The following is a 15,424-nucleotide window of genomic DNA, read 5'->3' as shown; positions in this document are numbered from 1 at the left end:
GTTCACTCGGGGTACAAAGGAGCGTAGAAGGCTAAAGCGAGCCTAACAGAGTGAGCTTGACCACGGTCACGCGCGTACCCCTTGACTTCACCTGAGTTCGTGAAAGCATTCACAAGCAACAGTGCGGAAACATTGGTTACCCACTCGTGAACAGAAGAGAAACGAAACGGCGCTTCGGCGCCCGGTAAGGAGCAGAGGATGGACTGGCGCCACAAGGCTATTTGTCGCGATGAAGATCCGGAACTATTTTTCCCGGTGGGAAACAGTGGTCCGGCGCTCGCGCAGATCGCCGATGCCAAAGTCGTCTGTACTCGGTGCCCCGTCACCGCTGAATGCCTGTCCTGGGCACTCGAATCCGGCCAGGACGCAGGAGTATGGGGCGCAATGAGTGAAGACGAGCGCCGTGCACTCAAGCGACGCAACGCACGTACGCGCGCACGCAGCTCCGTCTAGGACGCTTACGCAGTAATCAGCAAGGCCCGGTATCCGCCCACAGCGGACACCGGGCCTTCTGCGTTCCACAGGCCACCGACGAGCCCGTTACGCACTGTTCACCGAACGTGCATCAGGGCCTCGGCACACGCCGTCCCAGAGGAACCCTCAACATCGCGTCGGTTCCCCCACCCGCCGCCGGGTGCAGACCAAGCGATCCGTTCAGCTCCACCGAGACCAGCGTGCGCACGATCTGCAGCCCGAGACCGTCCGAGCGTTCCAGGGAGAACCCGGTGGGCAACCCGCGCCCGTCGTCATGGATGACCACATCCAGCCACTTCGCGGACCGGTCGGCCCCGATTCGGACGACACCGGCCGACCCGGCGTCGAATCCGTGCTCCATCGCGTTCTGCACCAGCTCTGTGAGCACCATCACCAAAGGTGTAGCCCGTTCGGCCGAGAAGACACCGAGTTTGCCCTCGCGCACCACTCGGACCCTCGGATTGACCGTCGCTATGTCCAGCATGATCGGCACCAGACGATCGACGATCTCGTCCAGGTCCACTTCTTCGTCCACCGACATCGACAGCATCTCGTGCACGAGTGCAATGGATGTCACCCGACGGACCGACTCGGCCAACGCCGTGCGCGCTTCCTCGTTCTCGAGCCGACGAGACTGGAGCCGGAGCAGCGCCGCCACCGTCTGCAGGTTGTTCTTCACCCGATGATGGATCTCCCGGATGGTCGCGTCCTTGCTCAGCAGAGCACGATCGCGTCGCTTCACCTCGGTGACATCGCGGATCAACACTGCCGCACCGGCCGACCTCCCCCGGGGCTGAAGAGCCAGCGTGCGCACGAGAACGGTGGCACCGCGTGCATCGACCTCCATCCGGTGTCCCACGTTGCCGCTCAGCGACGACCTGATGTGGTCGGCCACTTCCTGTGAGTCGAAAGGGTCGGTGACCAGAGACCGCGTGACCGAAGCCAGATCTCGACCGGACAGCTCCGTCGTCAATCCCATCCGGTGGTACGCCGAGAGGGCGTTGGGACTGGCGTAGTCCACCCGCCCCTCGGTGTCGATGCGAATGAAACCGTCGCCTGCCCGCGGAGACGAGTTCACATCGGTGCGCTCTTCCGGGGTGGGAAACGTCCCTTCACTGATCATCAGACACAGGTCGTCGGCACATTCCCGATACGCCACCTCGAGGGCACTCGGCGGTCGAAGCTGCGCGGGATTGGTATCGCGGGTCAGCACCGCGATGACGTGCTCTCCGCAGCGCACCGGAATGCTCTCGGTCCGCGTCACCACTCCTCCGTGCACGATTTCCCGCTGCTGCAGCGCGACCATCACATCGGGGTGCTCGGTTTCGGAGATCGTCGTTCCCACGATGTCGTGAGTGAAGACCGTGGGCGCGGTGGTCGGCCGGCACTGGGCCACACACAGCACGTCGGCGGTCCCACTGGACACGTCGTCGGTGCCGACCCACAGGAGCACGTCGGCGAACGACAGGTCGGCCAGCAGCTGCCACTCGCCTACGACGCGTTGCAGATGATCGACCGCGACGCCGGGGAGGTCGGTGTGCTCGGCCAGAAGGTCACTGAGAGTCGACACGAAATCTCACGTGACCGTTGCTCAGGACACGACGGCGATGAGGTCGCCCTGCTGAATGACGTCGCCTACCGCGACGTCCACCGACGTGACCGTGCCTGCTGTCTCGGCCAGCACGGGAATTTCCATCTTCATCGATTCCAGGATCACGAGGGTGTCACCGACCTCGACAGCGTCGCCTCGGGCCACGACCACCTGAAATACAGTGGACACCATCTCCGCACGAACGTCCTCGGACACCGGCGAACCCCTCTCTCACGTCACCACGAACTGCGCTGGACACTCATCGGAGACCAGGCCCGTCACAGTAAGCCAATCACACGTGGGAGACTGTAGTGAACAAACGAGAGGAGCCCATCATGGGAAAGCGTGGACGTAAGAAGCGTGCTCGTAAGGGCAACAAGGCCAACCACGGCAAACGTCCGAACAGCTGACGGTTTGTCACAAGCCGCGAGGGGCCGAGAAGCGACTGCTTCTCGGCCCCTCGTCGTTGTGCGACCTGCGATTACTCGGAGTCGGTCTGGCGAATCAACACGGTCCGTCGAATCTCGACGCTGAGCCGTTCGCGCAGCCCGGCCGGCGCTTGGTCTCCCCCGCACTTGCGTGAGATCAGCCGCTTGACCTTTTCTTCGATTCCATAGGCCTCGAAGCAGGATCCGCATTCGTCGATGTGCTTCTGCAGACGGGATCGGCTCGCTTCGTCGCATTCGTTGTCGAGCATCACCCACACGTCCGCGATCACTGCCGAGCAGTCGAGGCGCTCGAACTGTGCGTCCCCGTCGTCGATCTTTCCGGTGCCCGTCACTGGACTACCTCCTGCTCGTGCCGGTCGACAGCGCCGTCCCGGTTGAAACCACGCTCACGCGCAACCCCTGCCAGCAGACCTCGCAGTTGCTTGCGTCCGCGGTGCAGACGCGACATCACCGTGCCGATGGGAGTACCCATGATCTCGGCGATCTCCTTGTACGGGAACCCCTCGACGTCGGCGTAGTACACAGCCATCCGAAACTCTTCGGGAAGAGACTGCAGCGCGGCTTTGATGTCGTCGTCCGGCAGCGCATCCAGGGCCTCGACCTCGGCGGAACGCAGCCCCGTCGACGTGTGTTCGGCCGTGGCGGCGAGCTGCCAGTCACTGATCTCGTCGGTCGGGTACTGAGCGGGCTGACGCTGCTTCTTGCGGTAGGAGTTGATGTAGGTGTTGGTGAGAATTCGGTACAGCCACGCCTTGAGGTTCGTGCCCTCACGGAACGACCGGAAAGCCGAGTAGGCCTTCACGAACGTCTCCTGCACCAGGTCCTCGGCGTCGGCGGGGTTACGCGTCATTCGCAGAGCTGCCCCGTAGAGCTGATCGAGCATCGGCAACGCGTCGCGCTCGAAGCGCTCGGTCAACTGCACCTCGGTCTCGGCAGCTCTGCGCTCCGCGATCGCCTTCTCGTCGTCCACGTCAGCGACGGGATTGCTGGCTTCTGTCACGCTGATCCCTTCGATAGCTTCCACCGCCCAGGCTACCGCGCCCGAGGTCGACTTCTGCGAAGAGATCACCCCCTTCAACGCGAGGGGACGTCCCGCGGTCAGCACTGCCATTCGTCATTCCTTCCGCCTGCATCCGTATCTGTTGATACACAACACAGCGTCGTGCCGCCGTGTTCCCGCGCGGTCGCTAGAGTCCGGTGAATGGCTGCGTCCACACCCGCTCTCGCGCTGCTCACCGCACGAAAGGTGGCGCACACCGTGCATTCGTACGACCACGATGCTCGGGTGCAGTCCTACGGCGAGGAGGCGGCACAGATCCTCGTCGAACGGCTCGGCGTTCGGCCCGAACAGGTCTTCAAGACGCTCGTCGTCGAACGAGCAGATCGCTCGCTGGCGGTGGCGATCGTTCCGGTGACCGCAATGCTCTCGCTCAAGGCCGCTGCCGCCGCCCTGTCCACCAGAAAGATCACGATGGCCGACAGGGCCGCCGCCGAGCGCTCCTCCGGGTACGTCTTCGGCGGTATCTCACCACTCGGCCAACGCAAGTCCCTGCCCACCGCGATCGACGCCTCGGCTCTCGGCTTCGAGACGATTCTGTGCAGCGGAGGTCGCCGAGGACTGGAAATCGAACTCGCACCAGCCGATCTGGTGCGGCTCACAGGCGCTACATCCGCGCCCATCGCCGCGCGCTGATACCGAATGAGAGAAGATGGACGGGTGAGCAATTGGACAGCCCCAGCCGCCGTCGCACCCGTCGACGCGACAGTCACTCTGCCCGGATCGAAATCGATCACCAATCGCGCACTGATCATCGCCTCGCTCGCCACCGGCTCGTCGACGATCACCGGGGCCCTGCGCAGCCGTGACACCGATCTGATGATCGACGCCCTGGCAACCTTGGGAATCGAGATCATCACCGCGGACGAGGACAGGACGACGTTGCGCGTGACTCCGGCACCGTTGCACGGAGGAGTCGTGGAGTGCGGTCTGGCGGGTACCGTGATGCGCTTCGTGCCGCCTCTGGCTGCGCTCGCCGCAGGCGAGGTGTCGTTCGACGGCGACGAGCAGGCACGTATTCGTCCACTCGACACGATCCTCGACGCTCTGCGCGCTGTGGGGGCCGAGATCGACGGTAGCGCGCTGCCGTTCACGATGCGCGGCACCGGTTCGCTGCGCGGCGGATCGGTCGAGATCGACGCCTCGGGGTCCTCGCAGTTCGTCTCGGGCCTGATGCTCTCTGCGGCGGCTTTCGACGAGGGAATCGAAATCCACCACATCGGCAAGCCTGTTCCGTCCATGCCGCACATCGACATGACCGTGGACATGTTGCGGCGCGCGGGCGTTCGAGTCGATACCCCCGAGTCCGGTGGTGACGCGAACACCTGGCGGGTGCACCCCGGGCCGGTCGCGCCGATCGAGTGGAGCATCGAGCCGGACCTGTCCAACGCCACCCCCTTCCTCGCTGCAGCGGTGGTGACGAAAGGCAGGGTGCGCGTGCCGAATTGGCCCGAATCGACCACTCAGCCCGGCGATGCCTTCCGCGAGATACTCACCCGGATGGGCGCTCGAGTCGACCTGACCGCAGGCATCTTGACCGTCGAGGGCCCGGATACGTTGCGCGGCATCGACTTCGATCTCCACGATGTCGGCGAACTGACCCCGACGGTCGCGGCACTCGCCGCACTGGCCGAGGGTCCGTCGATCCTGCGTGGCATCGCCCACCTGCGTGGCCACGAGACCGACCGACTCGCCGCACTGACAACCGAGATCGTCCGACTCGGTGGACACGCAGTCGAGACGGACGACGGCATCCGAATCGATCCGGCTCCGCTGCACGCAGGCGTCTGGCACTCCTACGCCGACCACCGGATGGCCACCGCAGGAGCGATCGTCGGACTGCGTGTCCCCGGGGTCGAGGTGGACGACATCGGCACCACCGCCAAGACGCTCCCCGGTTTCGAGATGCTGTGGGACGCAATGCTGTCCGCATCGACACCGAGCGGGGTCGGCTCCTGACCGCGCGCCGGTACGACGAGTCCGACGTTCGTATCCGACCGGGCAAGAGTTCGCGTCCACGGACCAAGACTCGACCCGAACACAACGACGCCGAAGCAGGCATGGTGGTGTCCGTCGACCGCGGCCGATGGGGCTGCGTGCTCGACGGTGACCCGAACCGGCCGGTCGTGACGATGCGTGCCCGCGAGCTGGGCCGAACTCCTATCGTGGTGGGAGACGAGGTCGGTATCGTCGGGGATCTATCGGGCAAGGTCGACACTCTGGCCCGAATAGTCCGCGTAGCCGAGCGGCGGACGGTGTTGCGTCGCACCGCCGACGACACCGACCCGTTCGAGCGCGTGGTGGTGGCCAATGCCGACCGGCTGCTCATCGTCGCGGCGCTCGCAGACCCGCCGCCCCGCACCGGCTTCGTCGAACGAGCACTCGTGGCCGCGTACGTCGGCGGACTCGAACCCGTTCTGTGCCTGACCAAGAGCGATCTGGCCGACCCCGAGGAATTCACTGCGGCCTTCGCCGATCTCGACGTCCCGGTGGTGCTGGCGGGCCAATCCGAGGACCTCACGGAGCTGACCGCGATGCTGACGAACTCGGTGACCGCGCTCATCGGGCACTCGGGCGTCGGAAAGTCCACGCTCGTCAACCGGCTGGTGCCCGACGCCTATCGCGCCACCGGCGTGGTCTCGGGCGTTGGCAAGGGACGTCACACCTCGACGCAGTCGGTGGCGCTGCCGCTGCCCGACGGCGGCTGGGTGGTCGACACCCCAGGTATCCGGTCGTTCGGACTGGCGCACATTTCCCCCGAGAACGTCGTCGCCGCGTTCTCCGATCTGGCGGACACGATCGAGAACTGCCCCCGAGGATGCACCCACCTGGGCCCACCGGCAGATCCCGAGTGCGCCCTCGACGCGCTCACCGGAGACGCGGGTCGACGCGTCGCGGCCGTGCGCCTGCTCCTCGAGGCCGTTCGAACGAACGACGCTTGGTAGCTATGGGCAGGTAGGGATTCGGCAGCGGTCGAAGTCTGCGGTGGGACTTGGATGGTGACGGTGCGGCAGCCGGTTGTGCGCCGGGCCCGTGCACCCGCCGAAAGGGTACAGAATCGAGCCACCAGACCACCACCATGTGCGGCACGGTGAGCGCGAGCAGGAGGCGCAGCACTTCGGCCACCATCGTCGTCGAGTTAGGTGACGCAACGGTGAACCAGCCGAGGGCGAGCACCGCTGTCAACGCCGCCAGCGAGGGCACTGCGGAAAGCCGAACCAGCCGCCAGGTCGCCTCTCGCCCCCGACCATCGCCGACGAGTGCGGCGCAGCCGGGCTCGACCGTCAACAATCGGGCGGTGTGGCGCAGCGCGTGCCAGCAGCCGAACCAGACCGCAAAGGCCACCAATGGTGGTGCCGCCATCCCCAGGGCACCGATGAGCACGACGTCGAGCGCCACGGTTCGATGACCCGACCGCAGGGCGGCGGCCACTGCGACGGACGCCGCAACGCACCACGTCGACACCAGTGCTGTCTGAACCGGCGCAGCCGAAATGAGGACGGCCAACTCCGGCGAAACAGCTGTCGCCACTCGAAGGAGCTGATCGCCCGAACGCGCCAGCGGCAACACGAGAGCACCGGAGCCCGCTACGACGATCGCAGCAGCCGGAATCCGTCGTGGCCGCCACCCGGTCAGCAACCGGGAGACCTCGAGTTCTCCCAATCCGAAATGCACCGCGCTGAACAGAACGGCCGCGACCAATGCGATCGGACCGACCCACTGCAGCAGTGCCCATGCTGCGGCAGCCGCGCCCGCGTAGACCGCGGCTACCGCCGGTAGCGGGGTACCCCCCGACAATCGCTTTGCCATCAGATGGTCGATCGCCCCGTGCGGGATACCTGCGAGGAAAGCCAGGCCCGCGACAACCAACGCCACCGGCGCGGTGATGGCGGGCAGCCCGAACAGGTGGCCGCACGACATCACCACCGTCCCCACCACCAACCACCGCGACCATGTCGCAGCAGTCAGCAGTGGGGCGGTGGTGCTTGTCGTCGAGTCGCCCGATTGTTTCGTGAGACTCACGATCGTGCGCTACGAGCCGTTCGTCCCGGCCGACGCGGGCCGAACTTCGAGCTCAGTTTCCCGCGCCGCGAAATCGGGGTCATCGGCGAAGGACTTCAGGCGAGCGATCTTGTAGATCAACAGGCCGTACAGCACCTTGGCGAGGATGTCGGCGATCGAGTATCCACCCTGCTTCGCAACCCATGCCGTGGCTCCCGCGTCCGAGAAGTACAGCGGAATTATGTATGCGATCGGGTACACACCCCAGGTGGCCAGGAGAAGAATCCTCATCCGACTGACGGTTTGCCGCACTGCCGGGGGCTGCCGGTCGAGCGAACGCGTCAGCTCTACGAAGAGCACGTAGAGGATGTACAGGAACGGGATGGTGGACAGCAATCCGAAGACGTTTCGAATGGTGTTGTCAGCACTGATCTCACCCGGGTAGCCCAGTGCGATCATCAGAGCAGACGCCGGAATCAGTCGGTAGAGCAACGAAGCCTGCAGCTTCTTGGCGAGTGCCAGAACGACGATGAGCTCGGTCAGCAGCAGCGGGACCGTGAGCAACCAGTCGACGTAGCGATACCCCTCGTTGAAGGACTCGCCCACCGCCTGAACGTACGTTCCGCGCCCACCTTGGGCGTCGGTGACGAACGCGGACTTGAAGGATTCGAAGATGCGGAAGTAGTGGTACGCAGCAATGCCACACACGATCGCAGAGATAACCAGGGCCTGGCGATACCGCGCAAGCACCCGTGGCTGAGCTGCGAGCAGGAACAGCGAACCGAACAACTGCGCGGCGATGACCAGGGACAAAAAGTTGTACACCGTGTCGAACTGTGACTGAGTTAGTTCCTCGGGAATCATCTCTCACCTCTGAGCGCGTGTTACTTACCGGACGAACTAACCGTACTGTACTGAACTATAAGTTCACTAGTGAATAATCAATCCAGAACTGATCTTTCTGTACATCAGCTATTTTGGACGCAGCGGCGTATATTCAGCCGCTTCACACGTGAGGCGAGGTGAACCACACATGGCATTCGGTCAGAAGCTCGAGCAGCTCACGGTGCCCGCCGATTCGCGGGTGGCCCGCACCCGAGCGGACGTCGCGCGTAGCGCTTTGGCGGTTCTCACCCAAGAGGGTTCGGACGCGTTGACCCACGCCCGAGTAGCCGAGATCGCCGGGTACTCCAAGACGACCCTGTACTCACACTGGCCTTCCAAAATCGACCTCGTGCTCGTCGCACTCGATGCCCTGGGGGACATGCCTCACCACGAGGCCACCGGCGACCTGCGGATCGACTTGATCGCCGAATTGAAGTTGTTTCGCCACGCAGTGATCGAGCTGCGGCTCGATCGCGTGCTCATTGCCATGTCCCAGTGGGCGAGCGTCGAAACCGTGAGTCGACTGCGGGACGCCATCAACACCAATGCGCAGCGTCCAGTCCGGCAGATGCTCGAAAAGTCCTTCCAAGGACCACAATTGGAAGCGGCCATCTCCATGCTCGCCGGCGTGGTCGCCTGCCCGTCGCTGATGTTCGACACCGTCCCGAGCGACGACGTCATCGAGGCGGCCGTGGACATGATCGTCCGCAGCGACTGACGGGCCCCGCACCGAAAACCCGCCATGGGACGCAGGTCGACGACCGCACGTTGCCGGCGATGATGTCATCGCGTCAATTCACCAGAGGGGCAGGCTAACCCGACAGAACGGGCAACGCCCTCGCAAGGTGTCGCCGTCGGTCCGCCTACTGTTCGAGGCCGTTCGAACGAACAATGCCTGGTGGCAACCGGCTCCGTACGAGAGTCGACTGCGACCAGGCTTGCTCGTGATCGAGAATGCTTACACGGCGGAACCGACCCGCCTACGAATTCCCTTGCGCTTCTTCGTCTCTGCTATGGCGGTGCGCAGACCACGACGCTTGCCGGTCTCGGGATCGACGGTGAACAGACCTGCGGGCGCGTCGGCCCACTTGCGCTCCGACGCCGTCTCGGGGGCGTCGTCGCTCGTTGCCTTCAAGTACTTGTTGGGCAGCGACAGCTTCGCAATCGTGCGCCACGACAGGAAGTACTGGTGGACGATCGAACCGGTCGTGTACGGCAGGTCGTACTTCTCGGCAAGCTCGAGAACCCGAACCTTGATCTCCCGCAGTCGATTACTGGGGAGGTCGGGGAACAGGTGGTGCTCGATCTGGTAGCACAGGTTGCCGCTCATGAACTCCATGACGGGACCGGCATTGAAGTTGGCGCTGCCGAGCATCTGACGCAGGTACCACTGCCCCTGAGTCTCGCCCTCCATGTCGGACTTGGTGAACTTCTCCGCACCGTCCGGGAAGTGACCGCAGAAGATGACGGTGTTGGTCCACACGTTGCGCATCATGTTGGCGACGATGTTCGCCGTCAACGTGCTCTTCCAGGCGGGACCGGTCAGTAACGGATGGAGGATGTAGTCCTTGCCGATCTGCTTGCCGACTTTTTCGAGCACCTCGCGTCGCTTCTGCTCGAACTCCTCGCGGGGCACTCGCCCCTTGGCGACCTTGCCCAGTTCGAGGTGCTGAAGCGCCACTCCGTACTCGAAGAACAACTGCAGCAGCAGGTTGTAGACGGGGTTGCCGAGGTTGAACGGCTTCCATCGCTGGTCTCGGGTGACGCGCAGCAGGCCGTAGCCCACATCGTCGTCCATGCCCAGGATATTCGTGTACTTGTGGTGGATGTAATTGTGCGTCTGCTTCCAGTGAGCCGACGGCCCCGTGTTGTCCCACTCCCACGAGGTGGAGTGGATCTCCGGGTCGTTCATCCAGTCCCACTGGCCGTGCATGACGTTGTGGCCGAGCTCCATGTTCTCGATGATCTTCGCAACCCCGAGCATGGCGGTGCCGACGAGCCACGCCGGACGACGGCGGCTGGCGAAGAGCACGGCCCGGCCACCGATGTCGAGGGACCGCTGCAGGCGGATCGTGTTCTTGACGTACCTGGCGTCGCGTTCACCGCGGGACGCTTCGATGTCACGCCGGATGGAGTCGAGCTCGTGGCCCAACGCCTCGATGTCGGCATCGGTCAGATGCGCGTATTCTTTGACGTCCGTAATCGCCATGGGAAACAACCTCCTGGCAGTCGTGAACACATAGCTCGCATAATCAGGCCATGTGCAATTCCGTCACCTACCGTACCGTAACTTACGGTTCCGTAGGTTACGGGCGGAAAACTGTGTGACGATTCACAATCGAACGCGGTCGCCCGAACGACGAAGGGCCTTGGCCTGACGCTTGGCTTCCTTCTTGGCATTGCGCAAGCTCACGCGCGCCTCCTGCATTGCCGAACGCAGACCTCGACGCTGCCCGGTGAGCGGATCGATCCGAAGCGCATGAACGGCAGGCGAATCGCCGACCCGCCATCGCCGCTCGGACGACGTCTCGGGAGCGTTGTCGGACGTGGCGCGCAACCATGAGTCGGGCAGCGACAGCTTGTGGATGGTCCGCAACGCCAACAGATACTGCTTGCCGAGTGACCCTGTGGTGTACGGCAGGTCGTACTTCTCGCACAGAGCGTGCACCTTCTCGGCGATCTCCGAGTACCTGTTGCTCGGCAGATCCGGGAACATGTGATGCTCGATCTGGTAGCAGAGGTTGCCGCTCATGAACGCCATGACCGGACCGGCTTCGAAGTTCGCACTGCCCAGCATCTGACGCAGGTACCACTCGGGTCGTGTCTCGGTCTCGAACTGCCCGATCGTGAACTTCTCTGCCCCGTCGGGGAAGTGACCGCAAAAGATCACCGCGTATGCCCACAGGTTCCGGACGAGGTTGGCCGACGCGTTGGCGGTCAAGGTGGACTTCCACGACGGACCGGACAGTGCCGGGAACAGGACGAAATCCTTGCCGACCTGCTTGGCGATCTTGCGCGCGAAGGCGCGGCTCGCCGGAGACTTCAGCAGACCCTTCTCGTCCTCGCCGTCCAGCTGCTTCTGCGCGTCGTAGTCGTGCAGCGCGATGCCCCACTCGAAAGTGGTGGCCAGCACGATGTTGGCGAGCGGCTGAACGAGGTTGATCGGCTTCCACGGCTCGTCACGGGTCATCCGCAGGATGCCGAAGCCGATGTCGTCGTCCATGCCGACGATGTTGGTGTACGTGTGGTGCGAGTAGTTGTGGGCGCGTTTCCACTGCTCCGACGGTCCGGTCTGATCCCACTCCCAGGAGGTGGAATGAATTTCCGGATCGTTCATCCAGTCCCACTGCCCGTGCATCACATTGTGGCCGAGCTCCATGTTCTCGATGATCTTGGCGACACTGAGCATCGCCGTGCCGGCGATCCAGGCCGGCCGATACTTGCTGCCGAGCAGCACCGCGCGGCCACCGAGCTCGAGCAGCCGCTGCAGCCTGATGGTCCGACGGATGTAGGCGGCATCGCGCTCGCCGCGGCTGTCTTCGACGTCTCGACGAATCGCATCCAGTTCACGACCGAACGCTTCCATATCCGCTTCGCTGAGATGAGCGAACTCTTTGATGTCGGTGATGGCCACCGGGTCCTCCAACAGTTGAGTGCAGTGCCCGAAATATCGGGTTTCGACGTGGGCAACCTACGCAAGCGTAACCGAACAGTCTGAGAAAGCAGTGTGCGGAAAACAGACCTACAGTTCCAATGTGCAGTCGCCCGCAGCAGCGGAAATACACGTCTGGACGCGGTCGCCCTCGCTGTGTTCCTTACCGGAACGGAGATCGATCACATGCCCCGAAGTCAACGGCACCACACACGTCTGACAGATACCCATCCGGCAGCCGAACGGCATCTGAACGCCGACGTTCTCGCCGGCTTCGAGCAGACTGGTCGCACCGTCGACGGTGGTTTTCTTGTCCGACTTGGAGAACGTGACGGTACCGCCGGCACCGGAGGTGTCGGCTCGCGAGATCTCGAACCGCTCCAGATGAAGCCTGTCCTCGATACCCTCGCGCTTCCAGGTCTTCTCGATCTCTTCGAGCAGTGCGGCCGGGCCGCACGCCCAGGTGTCGCGCGTTCGCCAGTCGGGATAGAGCTCGTCGAGCGAGGCGAGTGCGAACTTGCCGTCCGATCGCGTCAGCTGCACGTGCGAGGTGAAGTTGGTATGAGACTTCTCCAGCGCGGTGATCTCGGCGGCGAACATGACTTCGTCCTCGGTGGGTGCCGAGTGGATGTGCACGGTGTCGGGCATGTCGCCGTGCCGATCCAATGCCCGCAGCATCGAGATGATCGGGGTGATGCCGCTGCCGGCCGTGACGAACAAGATCTTGTTCGGCGGCGGCACGGGCAGCGCGAAGTTGCCCTTCGGCGCCGCCAGCCGGACGATGGTTCCCTGTGGCACACCGCCGACGAGATGCGAGGAGAGGAAGCCTTCCGGCATCGCCTTGACGGTGATGGAGATCAGCTTGTCTTCCCAGTTCGGTGGGGAGGTCAACGAGTAGGACCGCCAGTGCCATCGCCCACCGAGGTGCAACCCGATCCCGATGTACTGGCCGGGGCGGTAGTCGAAGTTGAAGCCCCAACCCGGCTGGATCACCAGGGTCACCGCCGTGGCGGTTTCCTTCTCCACTCGCACGATGCGGCCGCGGAGTTCGCGTGCCGACCAGAGAGGATTCGCCAGATGCAGGTAGTCGTCGGGCAACAAGGGAGTGGTGATGCGGGTGAAGGCACCACGCACCATGTTCAGTCTCGGACGCTTGGGGGCCGATACACCGGCCGCCGGAGCCTCCAGCCACTTCTTCAGATCCATCGGGTGTTCCATCCCCTCGATCGAGATACTGAACCGCTTGCGGTCATCGAGGTTACGCTACCGTAGGTTCGGCTTCGGGAACACCTGTGCCGGTCTGAATCGTGCGCGAACGAACACTGCAGAGTCACAGCAGTTCGAGCAGAAACGACAACTCCTGGGGGGCGTACCACGCGAGGGTGTGATCCTCGGCGTCTCCGAGCACGAACTCCGCGTCGGCGTCACCCATGTCCGCGGCATCGACCGCAGCGACGGCCTTGGCGACCGCCAATTCGGCCCCTTCGAGATCGACGTGGACCGACGCGACCTGATCCATCCGCAACGGTTCCTTCAGCCGGACGACGGCATCGTCCAAATCGGGGCGCAGCGTGGGATCGTCGACATCGGCCGCGATCACCGCCCGCCGGTACACCACCCCTTCCGCGACCGTCCCGGTGTCGGTCTCGTCGTCGACTGCAGCGGCGATCAGTCGTAGAGAGGCCCGAGCGGCCTCCCCCATCGCCACCTCGGAGAGCTCCTCGTCGTCGCCGGACGAGTACGCCTCACGCAGTGTCGGTGTCACCGCAAAGGCCGTGCGCGAGACCGGGCTGAACTCACCCTCCGCCGACAACACTTTCAAGAACTCCAGCGTCGCCGGAACGTAGACACGCATTGCAGAAGACCTCACACTCTCGATTCGTTACTCGCGTCGACCAACTCTTCCAGTGCCTCGTGCAGAAGCGCCGTGACGACGTCCACGTCGGGCATTGCACCTCGATCTGCATTGAGCCCGAAGAACACGTAGCCGTCGTAGGACGTCAACCCGATGCTCATCGCCTGGTTCTCGAACAGCGGCGAAACCGGATACATCTCGAGCATGCGGGCACCGCCCACGTACAGCGGGAACTGGGGTCCTGGGGCGTTGGTGACGATCAGATTGAACACCCGCTGAGACAGCCGACTGCCCGCTCGCGCGCCCATCGCGTGCAGGCTCGCAGGCGCGAATCCGGAGATACGCATCAGGGTCTGTGCGGTGACGCCGCGACTCTGCTTGGCGTGCGCCTCGGTGGCGTGCGCAATGTGCGAGAGCCGCACCACGGCATTCGATTCACCGACGGGCAGATCGACGAGAAACGACGAGACCTCGCTTCGATCCTCCTCGGCCGGCTCGACCGGCCGGTCGGCCGCATCTCCGAAACCGACCCGATCGGCCGAGACGTACACCGACATGGGCACCATGGCCCGCACCGTCGAGGAGGCCGTGACGGGCTCGCCCCGAGAGAGCAACCAATTACGCAGTGCTCCGGTGACGACAGCGAGCACCACGTCGTTGATCGAGCAGTCGAACCTGTTGTGGATTCTGCGGTAGTCGGCGAGCTCGGTCTTGGCCACCGCGAATCTGCGGTTTCGCGAGATCGGGGCGTTCAGCGGACTCGACGGTGCGCTCTGGGTCGCGGTCCGCAGCACCGCCGCGACCTTCGCTGCGGCCCGCAAGGCTTCACCCGCGACACCGGCAGCCCCGTGGACCGCGCCGCGCAGCGCCTCGACGCTCTCCCCAGGACGGACCACCAACTCGGTCAGAGCATCGATGACCAAAGCCGAATCCTTGGGCTCGCGCGCAGGCATCCAGAGTTCCTCGGCCATCGGCGGCGGATTCTTGCTCGCATCCAGAATGACCTGGCCGATGTCGAGCGCGTGCTCGCCGTCGACCAGCGCCGAGTGGGACTTGGTGAAGACGGCGAAGCGATTCTTCGACAACCCCTCGACCAGGTACATCTCCCACAGCGGCCGAGTGCGATCGAGTGGGCGCGAGGTCAGCCGCGCGATCAGGTCGTGCAACTGATCGTCCGAACCCGGCTTGGGTAGTGCCGAACGGCGAATGTGGTAGGTGATGTCGAAATCCGCGTCGTCGACCCATACCGGCCTGGCCAGACCGAAGGCGACCTCACGCACCTTCTGCCGATACCGGGGAACCAATGCCAATCGTTGCTCGACCAAAGACAGCAGTCGGTCGTAGCTGAATCCACTGCGCGGAGTACGGAAGATGGCGAGCGAGCCGAGGTGCATAGGGCTGCTACTGGCCTCGAGAAAGTAGAACGACGCATCCTGCGCTGTCAGCCTGGTCGCCATCG

At 64.0% G+C, this 15,424-nt stretch carries 17 protein-coding genes; 6 read left to right on the top strand and 11 right to left on the bottom strand.

Annotated elements, in window-relative coordinates; all coding sequences use genetic code 11:
• Positions 1-198: 198 nt before the first annotated feature.
• Positions 199-453 carry a WhiB family transcriptional regulator gene (locus tag R4P57_RS02500; protein WP_032366305.1) on the top strand — a complete coding sequence of 85 codons (255 nt, stop codon included), beginning with the start codon at positions 199-201 and terminating at the stop codon, positions 451-453.
• 112 nt (positions 454-565) lie between these two features.
• Here the strand turns inward: R4P57_RS02500 and R4P57_RS02495 are convergent, their stop codons facing one another.
• Positions 566-2,044: a sensor histidine kinase gene (locus tag R4P57_RS02495; protein ID WP_317801325.1), complete on the bottom strand. Its 1,479-nt coding sequence runs from the start codon at positions 2,042-2,044 to the stop codon at positions 566-568.
• A 21-nt stretch (positions 2,045-2,065) separates the two neighbouring features.
• A complete protein-coding gene (locus R4P57_RS02490; RefSeq protein ID WP_008717734.1) occupies positions 2,066-2,281 on the bottom strand; it encodes a biotin/lipoyl-binding carrier protein in 216 nt (71 codons plus the stop codon).
• Positions 2,282-2,400: 119 nt separating this feature from the next.
• Here R4P57_RS02490 and R4P57_RS26780 point away from each other — a divergent pair, with 119 nt between their 5' ends.
• Complete coding sequence (locus R4P57_RS26780; protein WP_370878772.1) at positions 2,401-2,475, top strand: 50S ribosomal protein bL37; 75 nt, start codon at positions 2,401-2,403, stop codon at positions 2,473-2,475.
• A gap of 71 nt (positions 2,476-2,546) precedes the next feature.
• On the opposite strand, the gene rsrA is transcribed toward R4P57_RS26780, so the two are convergent.
• Entirely contained in the window at positions 2,547-2,846 is a 300-nt protein-coding gene (rsrA, locus tag R4P57_RS02485) for a mycothiol system anti-sigma-R factor (RefSeq protein WP_411742269.1), read from the bottom strand.
• Complete coding sequence (locus R4P57_RS02480; RefSeq protein ID WP_317801324.1) at positions 2,843-3,625, bottom strand: sigma-70 family RNA polymerase sigma factor; 783 nt, start codon at positions 3,623-3,625, stop codon at positions 2,843-2,845. Before R4P57_RS02480 ends, rsrA begins: the two co-directional genes overlap by 4 nt.
• A 90-nt stretch (positions 3,626-3,715) precedes the next feature.
• On the opposite strand from R4P57_RS02480, the gene ybaK reads away from it, so the two are divergent.
• Genes ybaK through rsgA form a run of 3 tightly spaced genes read left to right on the top strand, consistent with a single transcriptional unit; the run spans position 3,716 to position 6,516 of the window.
• Entirely contained in the window at positions 3,716-4,207 is a 492-nt protein-coding gene (gene ybaK / locus R4P57_RS02475) for a Cys-tRNA(Pro) deacylase (protein WP_317801323.1), read from the top strand.
• Between the two features lie 6 nt (positions 4,208-4,213).
• On the top strand, positions 4,214-5,530 hold the full coding sequence (aroA, locus tag R4P57_RS02470) for a 3-phosphoshikimate 1-carboxyvinyltransferase (protein ID WP_317801322.1): 1,317 nt from the start codon (positions 4,214-4,216) through the stop codon (positions 5,528-5,530).
• Positions 5,482-6,516 carry a ribosome small subunit-dependent GTPase A gene (gene rsgA / locus R4P57_RS02465; RefSeq protein WP_317801321.1) on the top strand — a complete coding sequence of 345 codons (1,035 nt, stop codon included), beginning with the start codon at positions 5,482-5,484 and terminating at the stop codon, positions 6,514-6,516. Before aroA ends, rsgA begins: the two co-directional genes overlap by 49 nt.
• Here the strand turns inward: rsgA and R4P57_RS02460 are convergent.
• The gene (locus R4P57_RS02460; RefSeq protein WP_317801320.1) at positions 6,440-7,594 is read right to left on the bottom strand and encodes a Brp/Blh family beta-carotene 15,15'-dioxygenase; all 1,155 of its coding nucleotides are present in this window, start codon (positions 7,592-7,594) and stop codon (positions 6,440-6,442) included. The two genes, rsgA and R4P57_RS02460, sit on opposite strands and share 77 nt — an antisense overlap.
• Before the next feature lie 9 nt (positions 7,595-7,603).
• Complete coding sequence (locus R4P57_RS02455; RefSeq protein WP_317801319.1) at positions 7,604-8,398, bottom strand: bacteriorhodopsin-like; 795 nt, start codon at positions 8,396-8,398, stop codon at positions 7,604-7,606.
• A 208-nt stretch (positions 8,399-8,606) separates the two neighbouring features.
• Here R4P57_RS02455 and R4P57_RS02450 point away from each other — a divergent pair, with 208 nt between their 5' ends.
• Positions 8,607-9,176 (top strand): TetR/AcrR family transcriptional regulator, encoded by a 570-nt coding sequence (locus R4P57_RS02450; protein ID WP_317563880.1) that lies wholly within the window; start codon positions 8,607-8,609, stop codon positions 9,174-9,176.
• A gap of 240 nt (positions 9,177-9,416) precedes the next feature.
• Here R4P57_RS02450 and R4P57_RS02445 read toward each other — a convergent pair whose 3' ends face one another.
• The 5 genes from R4P57_RS02445 to R4P57_RS02425 all read right to left on the bottom strand — a co-directional run bounded on the left by R4P57_RS02445 (position 9,417) and on the right by R4P57_RS02425 (position 15,422).
• Positions 9,417-10,667 (bottom strand): fatty acid desaturase, encoded by a 1,251-nt coding sequence (locus R4P57_RS02445; RefSeq protein ID WP_317801318.1) that lies wholly within the window; start codon positions 10,665-10,667, stop codon positions 9,417-9,419.
• A gap of 123 nt (positions 10,668-10,790) precedes the next feature.
• Positions 10,791-12,092, bottom strand: coding sequence for a fatty acid desaturase (locus R4P57_RS02440; RefSeq protein WP_317801317.1), 1,302 nt, complete (start codon positions 12,090-12,092; stop codon positions 10,791-10,793).
• Positions 12,093-12,200: 108 nt separating this feature from the next.
• Entirely contained in the window at positions 12,201-13,316 is a 1,116-nt protein-coding gene (locus R4P57_RS02435; protein ID WP_317801316.1) for a ferredoxin reductase, read from the bottom strand.
• A gap of 124 nt (positions 13,317-13,440) precedes the next feature.
• A complete protein-coding gene (locus tag R4P57_RS02430; protein ID WP_317801315.1) occupies positions 13,441-13,965 on the bottom strand; it encodes a DUF6912 family protein in 525 nt (174 codons plus the stop codon).
• Between the two features lie 11 nt (positions 13,966-13,976).
• Positions 13,977-15,422, bottom strand: a complete 1,446-nt coding sequence (locus R4P57_RS02425; protein WP_121872529.1) for a WS/DGAT/MGAT family O-acyltransferase — start codon at positions 15,420-15,422, stop codon at positions 13,977-13,979.
• Between the last annotated feature and the right edge of the window lie 2 nt (positions 15,423-15,424).

The organism is Rhodococcus sp. IEGM 1330 (genome assembly GCF_033142445.1).
In the GTDB taxonomy this organism is placed as follows: Bacteria; Actinomycetota; Actinomycetes; order Mycobacteriales; family Mycobacteriaceae; genus Rhodococcoides.
The sequence above is the reverse complement of the archived record's forward strand: the minus strand, read 5'-3'. Positions and strand labels throughout refer to the sequence as shown.

Coding starts and splice junctions, on each gene's coding strand:
- R4P57_RS02435 (WP_317801316.1), bottom strand. CDS start 13,316: ATGGATCTGAAGAAGTGGCTGGAGGCTCCGGCGGCCGGTGTATCGGCC.
- R4P57_RS02480 (WP_317801324.1), bottom strand. CDS start 3,625: ATGGCAGTGCTGACCGCGGGACGTCCCCTCGCGTTGAAGGGGGTGATC.
- R4P57_RS02425 (WP_121872529.1), bottom strand. CDS start 15,422: ATGGCGACCAGGCTGACAGCGCAGGATGCGTCGTTCTACTTTCTCGAG.
- R4P57_RS02500 (WP_032366305.1), top strand. CDS start 199: ATGGACTGGCGCCACAAGGCTATTTGTCGCGATGAAGATCCGGAACTA.
- R4P57_RS02445 (WP_317801318.1), bottom strand. CDS start 10,667: ATGGCGATTACGGACGTCAAAGAATACGCGCATCTGACCGATGCCGAC.
- R4P57_RS02450 (WP_317563880.1), top strand. CDS start 8,607: ATGGCATTCGGTCAGAAGCTCGAGCAGCTCACGGTGCCCGCCGATTCG.
- ybaK (WP_317801323.1), top strand. CDS start 3,716: ATGGCTGCGTCCACACCCGCTCTCGCGCTGCTCACCGCACGAAAGGTG.
- R4P57_RS02430 (WP_317801315.1), bottom strand. CDS start 13,965: ATGCGTGTCTACGTTCCGGCGACGCTGGAGTTCTTGAAAGTGTTGTCG.
- aroA (WP_317801322.1), top strand. CDS start 4,214: ATGAGAGAAGATGGACGGGTGAGCAATTGGACAGCCCCAGCCGCCGTC.